This is a genomic window from Rhizobium album (genome assembly GCF_003122325.1).
In the GTDB taxonomy this organism is placed as follows: Bacteria; Pseudomonadota; Alphaproteobacteria; order Rhizobiales; family Rhizobiaceae; genus Metarhizobium; species Metarhizobium album.
The window spans coordinates 511,881-527,782 of record NZ_QFBC01000002.1; the positions used below are offsets into that span (position 1 = coordinate 511,881).

General features: G+C 61.3%; 16 protein-coding genes. 8 read left to right on the forward strand and 8 right to left on the reverse strand.

Annotated features, from left to right (window positions below; translation table 11 throughout):
• Positions 1-130: 130 nt before the first annotated feature.
• Both DEM27_RS06715 and DEM27_RS06720 read right to left on the reverse strand, forming a co-directional pair.
• A complete protein-coding gene (locus DEM27_RS06715; protein WP_109457425.1) occupies positions 131-1,156 on the reverse strand; it encodes a sugar ABC transporter substrate-binding protein in 1,026 nt (341 codons plus the stop codon).
• A gap of 70 nt (positions 1,157-1,226) precedes the next feature.
• Positions 1,227-2,207, reverse strand: a complete 981-nt coding sequence (locus tag DEM27_RS06720; protein ID WP_109457703.1) for an ABC transporter permease — start codon at positions 2,205-2,207, stop codon at positions 1,227-1,229.
• Positions 2,208-2,581: 374 nt separating this feature from the next.
• Here DEM27_RS06720 and DEM27_RS06725 point away from each other — a divergent pair, with 374 nt between their 5' ends.
• Genes DEM27_RS06725 through DEM27_RS06735 form a run of 3 tightly spaced genes read left to right on the forward strand, consistent with a single transcriptional unit; the run spans position 2,582 to position 4,916 of the window.
• Positions 2,582-3,532, forward strand: a complete 951-nt coding sequence (locus DEM27_RS06725; protein ID WP_109457426.1) for a MurR/RpiR family transcriptional regulator — start codon at positions 2,582-2,584, stop codon at positions 3,530-3,532.
• The gene (locus DEM27_RS06730) at positions 3,529-4,173 is read left to right on the forward strand and encodes a cysteine hydrolase family protein (RefSeq protein WP_109457427.1); all 645 of its coding nucleotides are present in this window, start codon (positions 3,529-3,531) and stop codon (positions 4,171-4,173) included. The genes DEM27_RS06725 and DEM27_RS06730 overlap by 4 nt, the downstream gene beginning before the upstream one ends.
• Positions 4,170-4,916, forward strand: a complete 747-nt coding sequence (locus DEM27_RS06735) for an N-formylglutamate amidohydrolase (RefSeq protein ID WP_109457428.1) — start codon at positions 4,170-4,172, stop codon at positions 4,914-4,916. The genes DEM27_RS06730 and DEM27_RS06735 overlap by 4 nt, the downstream gene beginning before the upstream one ends.
• A gap of 370 nt (positions 4,917-5,286) precedes the next feature.
• Here DEM27_RS06735 and DEM27_RS06740 read toward each other — a convergent pair whose 3' ends face one another.
• The 3 genes from DEM27_RS06740 to DEM27_RS06750 form a co-directional block, all read right to left on the reverse strand.
• A complete protein-coding gene (locus tag DEM27_RS06740; protein ID WP_109457429.1) occupies positions 5,287-6,330 on the reverse strand; it encodes a DUF4214 domain-containing protein in 1,044 nt (347 codons plus the stop codon).
• Positions 6,331-6,428: 98 nt separating this feature from the next.
• Positions 6,429-7,274: a metallophosphoesterase gene (locus DEM27_RS06745; RefSeq protein ID WP_109457430.1), complete on the reverse strand. Its 846-nt coding sequence runs from the start codon at positions 7,272-7,274 to the stop codon at positions 6,429-6,431.
• Between the two features lie 111 nt (positions 7,275-7,385).
• Positions 7,386-7,988, reverse strand: coding sequence for a superoxide dismutase (locus DEM27_RS06750; RefSeq protein WP_109457431.1), 603 nt, complete (start codon positions 7,986-7,988; stop codon positions 7,386-7,388).
• A gap of 225 nt (positions 7,989-8,213) precedes the next feature.
• On the opposite strand from DEM27_RS06750, the gene DEM27_RS06755 reads away from it, so the two are divergent.
• Positions 8,214-8,543: a hypothetical protein gene (locus DEM27_RS06755; RefSeq protein WP_109457432.1), complete on the forward strand. Its 330-nt coding sequence runs from the start codon at positions 8,214-8,216 to the stop codon at positions 8,541-8,543.
• Between the two features lie 36 nt (positions 8,544-8,579).
• Here the strand turns inward: DEM27_RS06755 and DEM27_RS06760 are convergent, their stop codons facing one another.
• On the reverse strand, positions 8,580-9,464 hold the full coding sequence (locus DEM27_RS06760) for a branched-chain amino acid aminotransferase (protein ID WP_109457433.1): 885 nt from the start codon (positions 9,462-9,464) through the stop codon (positions 8,580-8,582).
• Between the two features lie 235 nt (positions 9,465-9,699).
• On the opposite strand from DEM27_RS06760, the gene DEM27_RS06765 reads away from it, so the two are divergent.
• From DEM27_RS06765 to tam, 3 genes are read left to right on the forward strand one after another with little or no spacing between them, the layout of a single operon-like run.
• A complete protein-coding gene (locus tag DEM27_RS06765; protein ID WP_109457434.1) occupies positions 9,700-10,740 on the forward strand; it encodes a zinc-dependent alcohol dehydrogenase family protein in 1,041 nt (346 codons plus the stop codon).
• 10 nt (positions 10,741-10,750) lie between these two features.
• A complete protein-coding gene (locus DEM27_RS06770) occupies positions 10,751-11,401 on the forward strand; it encodes a haloacid dehalogenase type II (RefSeq protein ID WP_109457435.1) in 651 nt (216 codons plus the stop codon).
• Positions 11,402-11,421: 20 nt separating this feature from the next.
• The gene (gene tam / locus DEM27_RS06775; protein WP_109457436.1) at positions 11,422-12,192 is read left to right on the forward strand and encodes a trans-aconitate 2-methyltransferase; all 771 of its coding nucleotides are present in this window, start codon (positions 11,422-11,424) and stop codon (positions 12,190-12,192) included.
• 73 nt (positions 12,193-12,265) lie between these two features.
• Here the strand turns inward: tam and DEM27_RS06780 are convergent, their stop codons facing one another.
• Positions 12,266-13,408 (reverse strand): DUF4214 domain-containing protein, encoded by a 1,143-nt coding sequence (locus DEM27_RS06780; RefSeq protein ID WP_109457437.1) that lies wholly within the window; start codon positions 13,406-13,408, stop codon positions 12,266-12,268.
• A gap of 210 nt (positions 13,409-13,618) precedes the next feature.
• Positions 13,619-14,011 (reverse strand): hypothetical protein, encoded by a 393-nt coding sequence (locus DEM27_RS06785; RefSeq protein ID WP_109457438.1) that lies wholly within the window; start codon positions 14,009-14,011, stop codon positions 13,619-13,621.
• 214 nt (positions 14,012-14,225) lie between these two features.
• Between DEM27_RS06785 and DEM27_RS06790 the strand changes: the two genes are divergently transcribed.
• Complete coding sequence (locus DEM27_RS06790; RefSeq protein ID WP_109457439.1) at positions 14,226-15,791, forward strand: helicase HerA-like C-terminal domain-containing protein; 1,566 nt, start codon at positions 14,226-14,228, stop codon at positions 15,789-15,791.
• Positions 15,792-15,902 lie beyond the last annotated feature (111 nt).

The following is a 15,902-nucleotide window of genomic DNA, read 5'->3' on the forward strand; positions in this document are numbered from 1 at the left end:
AGAGGACAGGGTCTGCCGTGTGGCACCCCTCATCCCGCTGCGTCCTGCGGACCCTTCTCCCCGCGCGGGAGAAGGGGGCAAGGCGCACCCTCATTCCACAAGCAACGCTCGTTCTGCGCGGCCAAAAGCCTTACTTCGCTGCCACGTCCGCCTGCAGGGCCTTCAGATCCCAGCAGCTGTCGGGGCGGAGGTTTTCCTTCGTGGTCGCCTTCAGCAGCGTGTAGATGAAGGGCGACGACGTGCCGGGGGCCTGGCCGCTCTGCAGCAGGTACTTGATGATCGCCACCATGTTGTGGGTTTCCTGCGCAAGGTCCGTCATGACCACGGCGCCATAGGTGCCGTCGGCGATACGGTCGCAATCGGCCGCCTTTTCGCCGCCGCCCGTCGTGACGAGGAAGACCTGGTCCTGCTTGCCGGCATCGCGGATCGCAGCCGCTGCACCGGTCGCGTCACCATCCCAGAAGTCGATGATGCCGCAAATGTCGGGGTTCTGCTGCAGCATGGTCGTGGTCACGTTGCGCGACGTCGTGGCATCCCAGTTGGAATCCGGCTTGGCGACGACCTGGAAATCCGGATATTTCGCCAGCACGTCCATGATGCCGGCATACTGGTAAAGACTGGTGGCGTTGACCTGGTCGCCCTGCACGAGGCCGATCTTCTTCGACGAATTCGGGCCGCAACCCTTGACCACGGCTTCCGCTTCCAGGCGGCCGAGCTGCGTCCAGTCGCTGCCGACATAGGCGTCGGGCTTGAAGTTCGCCGGATTGTCGATGAGCACGACATAGATGCCTTCCGCCTGCGCCCGCTTCATCAGCTTGGAGTAGGAGTTCAGGTCGAACGACATGATGATCAGCACGTCCGGCTTGGTTTCGGACGAGATCACCTCGGTGATCGCCTGGGCGCCGGCCTCGACGCTCCAGTTCGGATCGCGGGTTTCCAGGATGCCACCGAAGGCATCGACTTCACGCTGCAGGATCGCCGTCCATCCCTGGGCCAGGTCGAAACCCATGGCCATCGGCACCAGGACGATGCGCTTGCCCTTCAGCGCCTCGGCGTAGACGGCTGGCGAGGGATCGTCCGCCGCCTGTGGCGCCGTGGCGAAGAAGGAGGCGGAAAGCGCGGCGGCTGCCGCCAGAAGCGTAGGCAAATATTTCATGGCAATCCCCTGTTGCGGTTGGTGGGTAAACAATCTTTCGGGCACCGCGCCGCAGGGGCGCGGCACTGTTTCAAATGTCGCCCTGCTGCGCCGTCTGTTCATCGCGCGGATTCAAAAAGCCGTCGATGATGATCGCCGCGAGCAGGATCGACGACTTGATCAGGCTCTGGTAGATCAATGGAATATCGATGATCGTCATGGCGTTGAGCATGATGCCGATCAGCGCCGCGCCGAACAGCACGTTGCGCACCCCGCCCTTGCCGCCGGACAGCCCGATGCCGCCGATGACCGCCACCAGCACGATGTCGTAGAGCAGCGTCGAGTTGACGACACGGGTATTGATCGAATGCAGGCTGGCGGCCGTGAGCAGGCCGGCAATGAAGGCAATCAGCGCCGAAATGACGTAGCGCAGCACCAGCATCGGCCGCACCGGCATGCCGGCATTGCGGGCCGAAACCGGATTGTCGCCGGCAAAATAGACGTAGCGTCCCCACTTGGTGTAGCGCAGGAACAGAAAGATCAGGAAGGCGAGCGCAGCGAAGATGAACACTTCCACCGGAATGTCGAAATAACGCACGCCGCCGAAAAGCTGCATCCAGTGGCCTAAAGGCACCGGCACGGCATCCTGGGCGATGAGTTGCGACCGCACGTAGCCGAAGACGAAGGAGCCGCTCGCCAGCGTCACGAAGATCGCCGGCACTTCGGCGTAGGCGACAAGGAAGCCGTTGAGCAGGCCGATCGCCAGCACGCCGGAGATCACCAGCAGGAAGGCGGCGCCGTCTGCCATGCCGTCGTTCAGGAGTTGCAGATACCAGGCAACCGACATGGCCATGATGGCGACGGCCGAAAGATCGATGCCACGGCCGATGACGACGATCGCCATGCCGAGCGCCAGGATGCCGAGCACCGAAACGGAACGGACGATGGCAACAATATTGTCCGGCGTGAAGAAGCCCGGCAGGGTGAAAGAGGCGACGATAAAAATCAGGATCGCGATCAAAAGCACGATCCGCTCCTGATTCATCTCTTTCCAGTTCAACCAGCTTTTCATGTCGTTCCCCGGCACACCGCCCTGCATGGACGGCGGGCATTCTGCATTTTCTTTCATCGGGAAAGCAAAGACGGTCTTACCCAAAGCCGGCCCGGATGAAGCTTTTCATGCGTCTTATTGGTTTAACTCTGAAATGGAATTTCAAACGAGGTCAAGAGACACCGTCCCCTGCAAAGCACGAAACGACTCGACTACCGCCGGGTGCGTGCTTTCCCTCATTCTTGTTCCCCGCAGCTTTTCGCTGCTTTTTCCCAATGCTATGTCCACACCTTCGTTGCTGTCAACGCTTCTTCACAATTGACGAACAGGAATTTGTCTGTAATTTTCTCTTCATACCATAACGACAAGTGTGCACTTGGGGAGGCACGACGGCCATGAGCATCCGGGATATGCTGCTGCGCAGCGATCTTTCGCTTACGCCGTCGGAGGAAAAGATCGTTCAGGCGCTCCTGACCGACTACCCGACGGCAGGGCTCGGGACGGCGACGGCGCTCGCCAAACGTGCCGGCGTCAGCGACCCGACCGTGGTGCGGCTGGTGATGAAGCTCGGCTTCGAGGGCTATCCCGGTTTCCAGGCAAAACTTCTTGCCGAAGTCGAGGCGCGGCTGCATTCGCCGCTCCTGATGATGGAGGCGAAGCGGCTGGAAAGCGGCAGCACGGCCGATGGCATCGCCACCTCCTACCTCCACTCGGTGGTCGCCTGCATGGACCGGACGATCACCGGCACGCCGGCGATGAGCTACGAGCGTGCCGCCCGGCTGGTGAGCGAGGCGAAGGGCAGCGTCTTCCTGCTCGGCGGCCGCTTCAGCCGCCACATCGCCGGCATGCTTTCCGGCTACGTCACCCAGCTGCGCAGCGACGTGCACGATATCGGCGTATTCTCCGCCCAGAGCTTCGACCGGCTCATCGACATGGACAAACGCGACGTGCTGGTCGTCTTCGATTATCGCCGCTACCAGCGCGACGTCGTGGCCTTCGCCGAACAGGCGGCGGCCCGCGGCGTCAAGATCCTTCTTTTCACCGATCCCTGGCTTTCGCCGATCTCGGATTACGCCGAAGTAACACTGTCGAGCGCGATCGACGTCACGTCGCCCTACGACACGCTGGCGCCGGCGGTCGGTCAGATCGAGGCGCTCGCCGCGCACCTCATCGCCCGCATGGACGACGATACCCGCACCCGCATAGAGGAACTGGAGGCGGTGCGCGAGCGCAACGGCGTGACCTTCGACAACACCCGCTCGAATGCCGGGGATACAGCATCCAACGAACCATCCGTCCGGTCGGTGCCCGGACCGAAAAACACCAGGCAGGAGCCGAAACCATGACCAAGACCATCACCCGCGACCAGGCTTATGAGGCCGGCGCGACCGCCATCCTGCTCGTCGACCTGCAGAAAATCTGGCTCATTCCCGGCATCGACCCATCCCATCCGGAGCGTGGTCCCGACCATTATTTCTACAGGCAGACCGCCACCGAGACGATCCCCAACAACGAGCGGCTGCTGGCCGCCGCGCGGGAAAACGGCGTCGAGGTGCTGCACACCATCATCCAGAGCCTGACCGAGGACGGCCGCGACTGCTCGCTCGACCACAAGCTGACGCCGATCCATATTCCGCGCAGCGCCCCGGAAGGCCTGCCCGTCGACAGCCTCATGCCGGTCGGCGACGAAATCATGATTCCGAAAACATCTTCTGGCGTCTTCAACTCGACCAATATCGACTATCTCCTGAAAAACCTTGGCATCAAGTACCTGATCATCACCGGCATCATGACCGACCAGTGCGTCGACATGGCGGTGCGCGATGCGGCCGACCGCGGCTATCTCGTCACCTGCGTCACGGACGCCTGCGCCACCGCGACGCCGGAGCGCCACGACGGCGCCCTCGAGGCATTCGGCGGCTATTGCTGGCTGGCCGACACCGATACCGTGATCGAACGCCTCAAGGCGCTCGGGAAACCCGCATGACGGCGGCAGCGACCCCGGACTGGCCGGCCCCGGTCGAGGTGCTGAACGCGGCGGGCACGAACGACATCGTGCTTACCTGCGAACATGCCTCGAACCACATTCCGGCCGAATATGCCGGTCTCGGCCTGGCCCCGCACGAACTCACCCGCCACATCGCCTGGGACATCGGCGTTGCCGCCGTCACCCGCGAGCTGGCGCGGCGTCTCGATGCGCCGGCCTTCCTCGGCACCTATTCGCGGCTTTTGATCGACCTCAACCGGCCGGTGGACAGCCCGACCAGCATTCCGGCGCGCTCCGAAGCGACGGACATCCCCGGCAATATCGGCATCGACGACACCGAGAAGAACCGTCGCATCGAGCGGATGTTCACCCCGTTCCACGAGCGGATCGAGACCCTGCTCGATGCGCGTGAAAAACAGGGCAGGAAAAGCCGCATCGTCGGCATCCATTCGTTCACGCCGGTGTTTCATGGCGTGCAGCGCCCCTGGCATGTCGGCATCCTCTACGGCCAGTCGAAGGATTATGCCGAGGCGTTGATGACGGAGTTGCGGCGCGACCCGACGCTGGTGGTGGACGGTAACGTGCCCTACATCATCGACCGGCTGGAGGATTACGCCATTCCCGTCCACGGCGAAGACCGCGGCTATCCGGCAGTGCTGGTGGAAGTGCGCCAGGACCTCCTGCTGACGGACGACGGAGTGCAGGAGTGGACGGATCGTCTATACGCGGCATTGACGGCCTGAGATTGTTGGGGCGGCTGTCACGACAGTAGCGATCGTGATCTAGTGCGACGCATAGTCCGCACTCCGGCCGACAAAGCATTTCCCATGAACACGGGTTCACGGGAAATGCTCTATCCTCTTGTCTTTGCCGCATTGTCCGACGCCGACGCGCTTCCGCTTCGGCTGGAAATGCTCCAGAGCCGATTTGCTATTAAGCAATCGTCCTTATTGGCGCCGGACGCGAATGCGCGTCGACGCCTACACTCGGCGGAGGAATGCTCACGCTGGATAAATCCCTCCAAGCGAAGGCAAAAACTTCATTATGTGTGGATTGTTGGCCGATATCCGGCGCCAAATAGAAACTCCTCAACCGTTTGATCAATCAAGGCGTTTAGACGAAAAGATCTCCATCGAGTCTTAAGCCGTCGGCCGTCAACTTCAGTCCGACGATTCCAGTGAGATTTATGACTCGATCACCGTCCAAATGCCAAACGGCTGAACCAATGCCATTGTCCATACCGCCGCCGACGCCACTCGAGGAGCCATCATCGACAAACAGATAGGTCTGAAGCTGTCCATTTTTTTCAAAGGAATAGATGACCGTTTCTCCGGCCATTAAGGGCGCGAGCGCCCCTTTTGAATACCCGCCGTGAGCACCGCCAAGGGCGCCAAATGTCGCAAACTTCCACATAGAGCTTTCAGGAACACTTCCAAATGTGTAAAAATCCTCAAAATAGAATAATGATGGATTTGAAGCAGTCACCGTGGCGGCACCAGCGGCCACGATCTGAATTTTATCATAATTAAAATAAAAGTCCTTTATTGGCGCAGGATCCGAATTTCCGTCAAAAACGTTCGAGGGATCTTGCCCTATCTTGAAAGTGTAAATAATCGGCGCCCGGTCAGGTTGTTCGATTATCGTCGGAACGATGTTCTTAAGTTTTAATTCAGCCAATTCCACCGATGAAGAGTATTTATCGATTCCCCCAAGCCATTGCCGAGCAGCCGACAACAAATCATCATTATATTTTCCGTCAGCCCCTTCGGTGACCAGATGCTTGGAAAATATTGATGCAGCATTCGCCTTGTTATCTATAGTAAGTTTGTCATCGCCGCCAGCTGCGTTCAATGCGCTGTAGGCAACAACCCCGATATCAAGACGACCGGCGTCAAGTTCCTCAACCCAATATGCCTGTCCCGCAGGCTCCGGAGCACGGCCGAAGAGATTATGATAAACTTTCGAGACGATATCCGCATTTGTAGCCCCCGCATACAGCGTGCGGTATTCGTTCGTCGTGGCGAATATTGATGTCAGATCGGCTAAACCAGCTTTTCCAGTTTCGATGACATCTTTCCAATATGAAAGACCAGCATTGTCAGCTGGTCGATTGAAATAAGCAATATACACTTTTTGAATATCAAGTTCGATTGTCATCTCAGCTCCACCTATTTACTCTACCACCAGAGGATGCAATAAATCGAGAGAGCCTTCAACTCAAATCCTTCCTTGTTTACCTATGCAATCGAAGATTTTCATTTTACCAGCGTGCGGCTCTCCTCGCGGCCGAAACCGCGGATCTCCAGCCGGCCGGCATAGACGTCGACGATCGCGAAGGTGTTTTCGTCGGGCGTATCGACCATGCCCTTGAAGGTGACGAAGCCGCAGCCGCCGTGCTCACCGAAATTGCCGGCGTGGTTGTGGCCGCAGAAATAGGCCGGGATGTTGTCGTATTTTTCGATCAGCTCCAGCACGCGGGCAAAATCCCACAGATTGTGCTCGTTCGGCGGATAGATCGGATAATGGTTTAGGATGATCACCATCTCGCCGGCGGCCTTGGCCGCGCGCAGTGTCACTTCCAGCCAGGCGAACTGCGTGTCGCTCAGCGCGCCGTTCCATGTCTGGGCGTTGACCGCACCCTCGGCCTTCAGCACCGCCAGGTGGCTGGCGGCCAGCGCCCGGTGGGCATCGCCCTCGCCCGGCGCAAACAGGCTGACCTCGTTGCCGTTCAGCGCGATGAAACGGTAGGACCCGACCTTGAAATCGTAGTAGCTGTCTTCCAGCCCGAGCCGGCCGACCACCGAGTCGAGGCGTTCCGCCGACACGGAGAAATCATGGTTGCCGAGCAGGAAGCGGCTTGGCGCCTTCAGCCGCTCATAGACGGGCAGGATATCGTCGAAGCTTTTGAAGGAACGGTCGATGATGTCGCCGAGCGTGACGACGAAGGCCAGGTCCTCGCCGTTGAAGACGTCGATCGCATCGGACAGTTTTTGGAGACTGTTGGCATAATAGCGATTCATGCCGACATGCGGGGGTATGGCGGCATATTGCGGATCGGCAACGACGCCGAAGCGAAAAAGGGGCTTGTCTGTGAGGGTCATCAGGCGTGCTTATGGTTGTTGGATAACACGATTGTGACAGAAGAACCCCGCAAACAAAACACCCGGCGCTCTTTCGAACGCCGGGTGCCGCAAGCGGGATGCCGAGCCAGATTACTTGGCAGCGGCTTCGTACATTTCCAGGACGTAGTCCCAGTTGATCAGGCTGTCGACGAAGGCTTCGAGGTACTTCGGACGAGCGTTGCGGTAGTCGATGTAGTAGGAGTGTTCCCAGACGTCGACGCCGAGAATCGGTGAACCGCCATGGACCAGCGGGTTTTCGCCGTTCGGGGTCTTGGAGATTTCGAGCTTGCCGTTCTTGACGGAAACCCAGGCCCAGCCGGAGCCGAACTGCGTGGTACCGGCAGCAACGAAGTCAGCCTTGAACTTGTCGTAGCCGCCGAGATCGGAATTGAAGGCCGCTTCCAGCTTGCCCGGCAGCTTGTTGCCGCCGCCGTCCTTCTTCATCCACTTCCAGAAATGGATGTGGTTGTAGTGCTGGGCGGCATTGTTGAACAGGCCGGCATTGGTGCCGAAGGATTTTTTCACCACCTCTTCGACCGAGAGATCACCGAGGCCTGCTTCCGCGGCGAGCTTGTTGCCGTTGTCGACATAGGCCTTGTGGTGCTTGTCGTGGTGATATTCGAGCGTCTCCTTCGACATGAAGGGGGCAAGAGCTTCGTAGTCATACGGCAGCGGCGGAAGTTCGAAAGCCATGGTTTAATCTCCCTTATTGGCAGAGGCCTAACTGAGGTCAGTCGTGCGGGAACATAGGAGCGGACGGGGCATGTGGCAACCGGCGAAATGCCAAAAATCAACACAGTCAAGGAAAATTCAACTCGCCGGGACACTGGCCGGAATCGCAGAAAAACCGCATTGCTGCGCGATCCGCTACGCCCCGTTTCGGCCCTCCGGCCAAGGACATGATAAAGGACGCCCCTGATGAGAACCACCCTTGCCCTTAGCCTTTTCATGGCTGCCGCAGCCGGCGCCGCCCATGCCTCGTCGGACGATGCCTGGGCCGAATTCGCAGCCGATGTGAAAGCCAAATGCATCGAGGCGGCGAAGCCGTCGTTCAAGACCGGCAAGGTCGCGGTCGATCCTTTCGGCAGCGAAAGCTTCGGCCTTGCGGTGGTGAGCGGCGAACTGAAGTCGACCAAGGGCCAGCAGGCCGCCGTCATCTGCGTCTACGACAAGAAGACGAAGAAGGTCGAGATCGGTAGCGAACTCGGCAGCGACGTCATCAAGGTGACGGTGCCGAAGAAGAAATGAGGCGCGCCCGGCGGGGGCCGGCGCGCCCCTGCCCGCTTATTCTTCGTTGCCGCTGCGGCCGTAGGCCCATTCCATATAGAGGTCGAGCGCCTTGCGGGTGATCGGGCCTTCCTGGTAGCTGCGATCGTCGATCTGGGTGACAGGCGCGACCTTGGAGTAGTTACCGGTCATGAATACTTCGTCGGCGCCGAGGAAATCGTCGACCGTCAACGTCGCCTCATGCACCTCGAAACCGGCCTGCTTCAACAGGCCGATGATGCGGGCGCGGGTGATGCCGGCGAGGAAGGTGTAGTTGATCGCCGGCGTGTAAACAGCGCCGTCCTTGACCATGAAGACGTTGGAGGTGGCGGTCTCGGCGACGTTGCCGTTCATGTCGCGCACCAGCGCGTTGTCGAAGCCGCGGCCGACGGCTTCCGTCAGCATGCGGCCGTTGTTGGGGTAGAGGCTGCCGGTCTTGGCCGTGGTCATGGCGCTTTCCGGCGTCGGGCGGCGGAAGGGCGATACGGTGAGGCGGCTCGGCTTGGCGGTGTTCATCGGCGCCTCGAACAGGCACAAGGCGAAACGCGTCGAATCCGGATCGGGAGCGACGACGCCGTAGCGGCCATGCTCGGCCCAATACATCGGCTTGATGTAGATCGCCGTCTTGCCGTCGAACTTCGAAACGCCTTCCCAGGCAAGCTTTTCGATCTCTTCCGCCGTCTTGACCGGGTTCATGCCCATGGCCAGCGCCGAACGGTTGATACGCTGGCAATGCAGGTCGAGATCGGGCGCGATGCCGTCGAACCAGCGGCCGCCGTCGAACACCGTCGAGCCCAGCCACATGGCATGCGAGGTCGGCCCGATCAGCGGCGGATTGCCGGCGAGCCATTCGCCATCGACATAGGTCCAGGTGGGCGTGGGGGCAGCGGTGTTGACGGGCATGGTGCTCTCCTTTGTTCTTGTCCGTTATCAACGCCCGCCGGCCAGCCCGGTCAAGCCAAAAAAGCCGCGCGCCGCCACTTGGCAACAAACTGTCCGAAAAACAGACACGCCGGCAGGAATTTTGCGTGAAAACAAACGCTTGCCGAATAGGTGCATCACAAATATTCATGGATGAACGGCTTTTGGCGATGCCTGCGCCATGCCATCATCCGGCGGAAGAGAAGAGGATTGCCCGATGAAAGCCATGTATTTCGAACGCTTCGGCGAAACGCCCGAGATCCGCACCCTGCCCGACCCGACGCCGTCCGAAGGCGGCGTGGTCATCAAGGTCGAGGCGACCGGGCTCTGCCGCAGCGACTGGCACGGCTGGATCGGCCATGATGCCGATATCGTGCTGCCGCATGTGCCGGGCCATGAATTCGCCGGCACCGTTTCGGCGGTCGGCAAGGGCGTGGTGCGCTTCAAGATCGGCGACCGGGTGACGGTGCCTTTCGTCTCCGGCTGCGGCCACTGCGGCGAATGCCACTCCGGCAACCAGCAGGTCTGCCCCAACCAGTTCCAGCCGGGCTTCACCCATTGGGGCTCGTTTGCCGAATATGTCGCGATCCCCTATGCCGACCTCAACCTCGTCCACCTGCCCGACAACCTTGATTATGCCACGGCGGCAAGCCTCGGCTGCCGTTTCGTCACCTCCTTCCGCGCCGTCGTCGACCAGGGCCGCACCAAGCCCGGCGAGTGGGTGGCGGTGCATGGCTGCGGCGGCATCGGGCTGTCGGCGATCATGATCGCCACGGCGCAGGGCGCCAATGTCATCGCCATCGACATTACCGAGGACAAGCTCGCCTTCGCCCGTTCGCTGGGAGCGGTGGCGACGATCCATGCGGGCGCGACCGCCAATGTCGCCGAGGCGGTGAAGGAGATCACCAAGGGCGGCGCGCATGTTTCCATCGACGCGCTCGGCCATACCGCCACCTGCGTCAACTCGATCCGCAACCTGCGCCGCCGCGGCCGGCACATCCAGGTGGGGCTGATGCTCGCCGACCACGCGACGCCGGCCATCCCGATGGGCGAGGTGCTGGCCTACGAACTGGAGATCTACGGCAGCCACGGCATGCAGGCCTGGCGCTACGATGCGCTGATGGACATGCTAGAAACCGGCAAGCTTGCGCCGCAAAAGCTGGTCGGCCGCCATGTGAGCCTGGACGAGGCCGTGCCGGCGCTGATGGCGATGGATACCGCCACCGATATCGGCATCAGCGTCATCACCCGCTTCTGAGGCAAGAACCATGAGCCAGGCCGCCTATGTCTTCGATGCCTACGGTACGCTGTTCGACGTTCATGCGGCGGTGCGCCGCCATGCCGAGCGGGCCGGGCCGGATTACCAGCTGTTTTCCGAGATCTGGCGGGCCAAGCAGCTGGAATATTCCTGGGTGCGCTCGCTGATGGGCGCTTACGCCGACTTCTGGGCGCTGACGGAACAGGCGCTCGACTACAGTTTTGCGCGGGTGAAAAGCGTCGATCCGTCGTTGCGGGGCGATTTGCTCGATGCCTACCGGACGCTGGATTGTTATCCGGAGGTTCCCGCGGTGCTGAAGGGATTGAAGGCGCGCGGCGCCCGTGTCGCCATCCTCTCCAACGGCTCGCCGGAGATGCTTTCCGCCGCCGTCGCCAATTCGGCCTTGGAGACCGTCATCGACGACATCTTTTCCGTCGATGCGGTGAAAATCTTCAAGACGGCGCCGGCCGTCTACGAACTGGTGACGACCGCCTACCGGCTCTATCCGCAGGCGGTGTCCTTCCAGTCGTCGAACCGCTGGGACGTGGCCGGTGCGACCAGATTTGGTTTCCGCACCGTCTGGATCAACCGCAACAATCTGCCGGATGAATATGGCGATTACGGACCGTCCCTGATATTGCCGTCGCTCGAAGCCTTGTAACGGGAAGCGAAGAGGACGGCATGGCCTGGTCGGCATCGCAATATCTGAAATTCGAGGAAGAACGCACCCAGCCGGCGCGCGACCTGCTGGCGGAAATCCGGCACGACGCGGTCGCCACCGCCGTCGATCTCGGCTGCGGCCCCGGCAATTCCACCGAACTGCTGGCCGAGCGTTTTCCCGGTGCCGCCATCCGCGGCGTCGACAGCGACGCCGACATGCTGGAGGCCGCCCGCAAGCGCCTGCCGGCCCTGAGTTTCGAGCAGGCCGACATCGCCGCGTGGAGCCCGGCGGAACCCGTCGACGTGCTGTTCGCCAATGCCGTGCTGCAATGGCTGCCGGATCATCTCGACGTCATGGACCGGCTCATCGACCACCTGACGCCGGGCGGCGTGCTGGCGGTGCAGATGCCGGACAACCTCGCCGAACCGTCGCACAAGGCGATGGAGGCGACGCTGCACGACGGCCCCTGGGCGGCCGAATTCGAGGGCCGCAGCCTGCGCCGGCCGAGCCTGCCGCAGCCGATCGCCTATTACGAACGCCTGTCGCCGAAGCTGGCCGGGCTGAATCTCTGGCACACCGTCTATCGCCATCCGATGGACGATGCGGCGGCGATCGTCGAATGGGTGAAGGCGACGGGCCTGCGCCCCTATCTCGACGCGGTGGGAGACACATATCGCGAAAAATTCCTCGCCGCCTACCAGGCCCGCATCGCCGAGGCCTATCCGCCGCAGGAAGACGGGAAATGCCTGCTGCTGTTTCCGCGGTTCTTCCTGGTGGCGGTGAAGAAGTAAAGGATCGGGACCACAAAAGCCCCGGTTGCGAGCCGGGGCCATGTGCAGTCACAGTGGATTTTTTCGATATAGTTCAGACGTAGAAGATGCCGTCCGCGATGGTGCCGGAAACGCCGACAATGTTTTCGGCACTCTCCGAGAACCCTGCCAGCACGTCGGCGCGCGTCTGGCCGGCCGCAAGCTGCCCCATCCAGTAGTCGATACCGGCCCCCTCACCTGCGCGACCGAGGACGTTTTCGTAAAGTTTGGAGACAAAGGTCTGATCCGAAGCGTTGGCGCCATAGACGGCGGCAAATTCGGAAGAACCGACGAAACCGGACGCCACCTCGATCAACGACGTACCCTTGTCCATCGACTTAATCCAGTAGGACAGGCCTGCAGTGTCCGGCGTGCGGTCGAAAGCTGCCTGATAGATGCGGTAGGCCTGACCGGCGATGCCGTCGGTGTCGAAGGCAAGGGTGCCATTCGCGGGATCCAGGCCTTCCTCGTTGTCCGACAGGAAGCCGATGCGCTCGACATTGACCGTCTCGGTATGGATGCCCTGCGCCTCGCTGGACACGATGAAGCCATTGGAGGTCTTCATGATCGTATACTGGTCTCGTGTCCCCGTCAGGTACAGGGTGTCCGTGCCACCACGCCCATCGAAGTAGTTCTTGCCTGCACCGAGATCCGCAATATCGTTGCGCGACGAACCCAAGACCGTGTCGTCCGTACTGCCGGTGCCGATGCCCTTGATGTTCTGGAAGAGCCCGGCGATATCCTTCGGAGCGGCGGGGTCGTAGTTCTGCGGCAGCGCGCCGTACGGATTAATTCTTGGCGCGACAAAGCTGGATGTCGCCACACCGTTTTCCATGTCGAACTTCAACCAGCCGCTATCGGCCTCGATATCGAGGATTGTCTCGGTGCCGCCGATGATGCTCATCTGCGTGCCCGTGAGCTGCAGAAACGAGACGCCGACGGTCTGCGACAGGTCGATCTTGCTGGCATTCGTCGACATTTCGAAGGGGCGCGCGCCGATGACGCCGTGCAGAGTGATGTCCGTGACGGAGTACATGTCGAACTGCTCCGGCATGTAGGCGATGTTGCCGATGAACTTGTCGCCGTGCGCTTCCGTTCCACCGGAAATTGCAAAATAGCCGACTGGCTTGTTCAAAATATAGACGTCAATATCCGAGGTGCCGGTGTTGGTGCCGCTATGTACTTCAAAAGTCGCCATTTTTTCCTCACTGCTTGCAATGATGGAAGGATTAGGCGACCAGATGCTTATACCGTTTTAAGACAATCGTTCCAATTTGATATATACGCCGAAAAATCATTGAAGCTTATAGCGCTTACGGTTCCCGAACGCTTTCACAAACCAATTCGCAAGCTGCGGCAAAGAGATAGGCCGGCGCCTTCGCACCGGCCCAACTTCTGCTTCACCCAATCAAACGAACTGGCTCAGCCCCGGAACAGAGGACACCACCTGGTCGACCACTTCGTCGCCGGCATATTGCTTGGCGGCGGCGATCGTCTCGCGGGCGAGCGCCGTGATCTCGCCCATGCCGAGACCTTCGCCCATGAGTTGCTGGCCGAGGCCCATGACGCCGCCGCCGCCGCCGAGCGCGCTCATGACCGAACCGAGCAGGCCGCCGCCGGCGGATTCGCCGTTGAAGCGGGCGACGAGATCGGCGCCGCCGGGGATGGCCTCGATCATCCGCGCCACGGCGCCGTCGTCGGCCTCGCGCTGCAGGAAGCCGAGCATCATGCCGAGGGCCTTTTCCGCCAGCGCCGGCTCGATGCCGATCTTGTCGGCGATCTGGGTGACGAGTTCATTCATGGGCTTCTCTCCTTTGTGATCGCGGCCAGCGCGGTATCGATGGGACGGGCGGGTCCTTGCCGTCCGCCCTGCTGCGGCCATCCTGCGGAACCGCCAGAATCAGGGTCGGCGGATGGTTGTCCGCGTCCGATGCTATCCTTATAACAGGATGAAGATGATTCAATGAAAAGCTGCGGCCGCGCCATCGCCGCCCGCCCAAGGGAGTGAATGTTTGATGTTGCAGGACGGAAAGCTTTTCATCGGTGCCAGCCGCAATCCGGATGACAGCATCAACAGGCCGGAATATCTCGATCTGAAATTCGGCAATCGTCACGGCCTGATCACCGGCGCCACCGGCACCGGCAAGACGGTGACGCTGCAGATCCTGGCGGAAGCCTTTTCCAATGCCGGCGTGCCGGTGTTCTGCTCCGACATCAAGGGCGACCTCTCCGGCATCGCCGCCATGGGGGAGCCCAAGGACTTCCTCCTGAAGCGTGCCGAACAGATCGGCCTTTCGCCTTACGATTTCCAAGAGTTCCCGGTGATCTTCTGGGATCTCTACGGCGAAAAGGGCCATCGGGTGCGCGCTACCATCGCCGAGATGGGGCCGCTGCTGCTCGCCCGGCTGATGAACGCCACCGAGGCGCAGGAAGGCGTGCTCAACATCGCCTTCAAGATCGCCGACGAGGGCGGCTTGCCGCTGCTCGACCTGAAAGACCTGCAGGCGATGCTCAACTACATGGGCGAGCATGCGGGCGAGATTTCCAACCAGTTCGGTTTCGTGTCGAAATCCTCCGTCGGTTCGCTGCAGCGCGGGCTGCTGGTGCTGGAGCAGCAGGGGGCGGAACATTTCTTCGGCGAGCCGGCGCTGAAGATCAGCGACATCATGCGCGTCACCAATGACGGCCGCGGCGCCATCTCGGTGCTTGCCGCCGACAAGCTGATGATGAACCCGCGGCTCTACGCCACCTTCCTGCTCTGGCTCCTGTCGGAGCTGTTCGAGGAACTGCCCGAGGTCGGCGATCCCGACAAGCCGAAACTGGTGTTCTTCTTCGATGAGGCCCACCTCCTCTTCGCCGATGCGCCGAAGGTGCTGATCGAGCGCGTGGAGCAGGTGGTGCGGTTGATCCGCTCCAAGGGCGTCGGTGTCTATTTCGTCACGCAAAACCCGCTCGACGTGCCGGAAACCGTGCTCGCCCAGCTCGGCAACCGGGTGCAGCATGCGCTGCGCGCCTATACGCCGCGCGAGCAGAAGGCGGTGAAGACCGCCGCCGACACCTTCCGCCCCAACCCGGCCTTCGATTGCGCCACCGTCATCACCACGCTCGGCACCGGCGAGGCGCTGGTCTCGACGCTGGAGGGCAAGGGCGCGCCGTCGATGGTGGAGCGCACGCTGATCCGCCCGCCGGCCTCCCGCCTCGGCCCGGTGACGGAGGAGGAGCGCAAGAAGGTGATCGCCGTCAGCCCCGTCGCCGAGATGTACGACGAGGATTTCGACCGCGAGTCGGCCTATGAAATTCTGGCCGCCCGTGCAAAACAGGCGGCGGACCAGGAGGCTGCAAAACGCCAGCCGGAAGAAAAGCAGCAGCAAGGCGAAGACGACAGCGCCGCCGGCCGCTGGACCCTGCCCGGCTTCGGAAACGACCGTAACGACGATGCTGGCCCGGCGCCCCGCAAGCGCACCTCCGGTTACCAGCGCGAAACGGTGGTCGAGGCGGCGATGAAGAGTGTTGCGCGCACCGTGGCAAGCCAGGTCGGCCGGGCGCTGGTGCGCGGGATTCTGGGCAGCCTGCGGCGGTGACTTGGAAGACTGGGTGGCGGCCCCTCACCCTCTTCCTGTAGAATGAGGAGAGGGACTTGCCTCGCTCGACGTTGAGTTTGGCGAAAGCGGCGCGGCATACCTCCTTCTCCC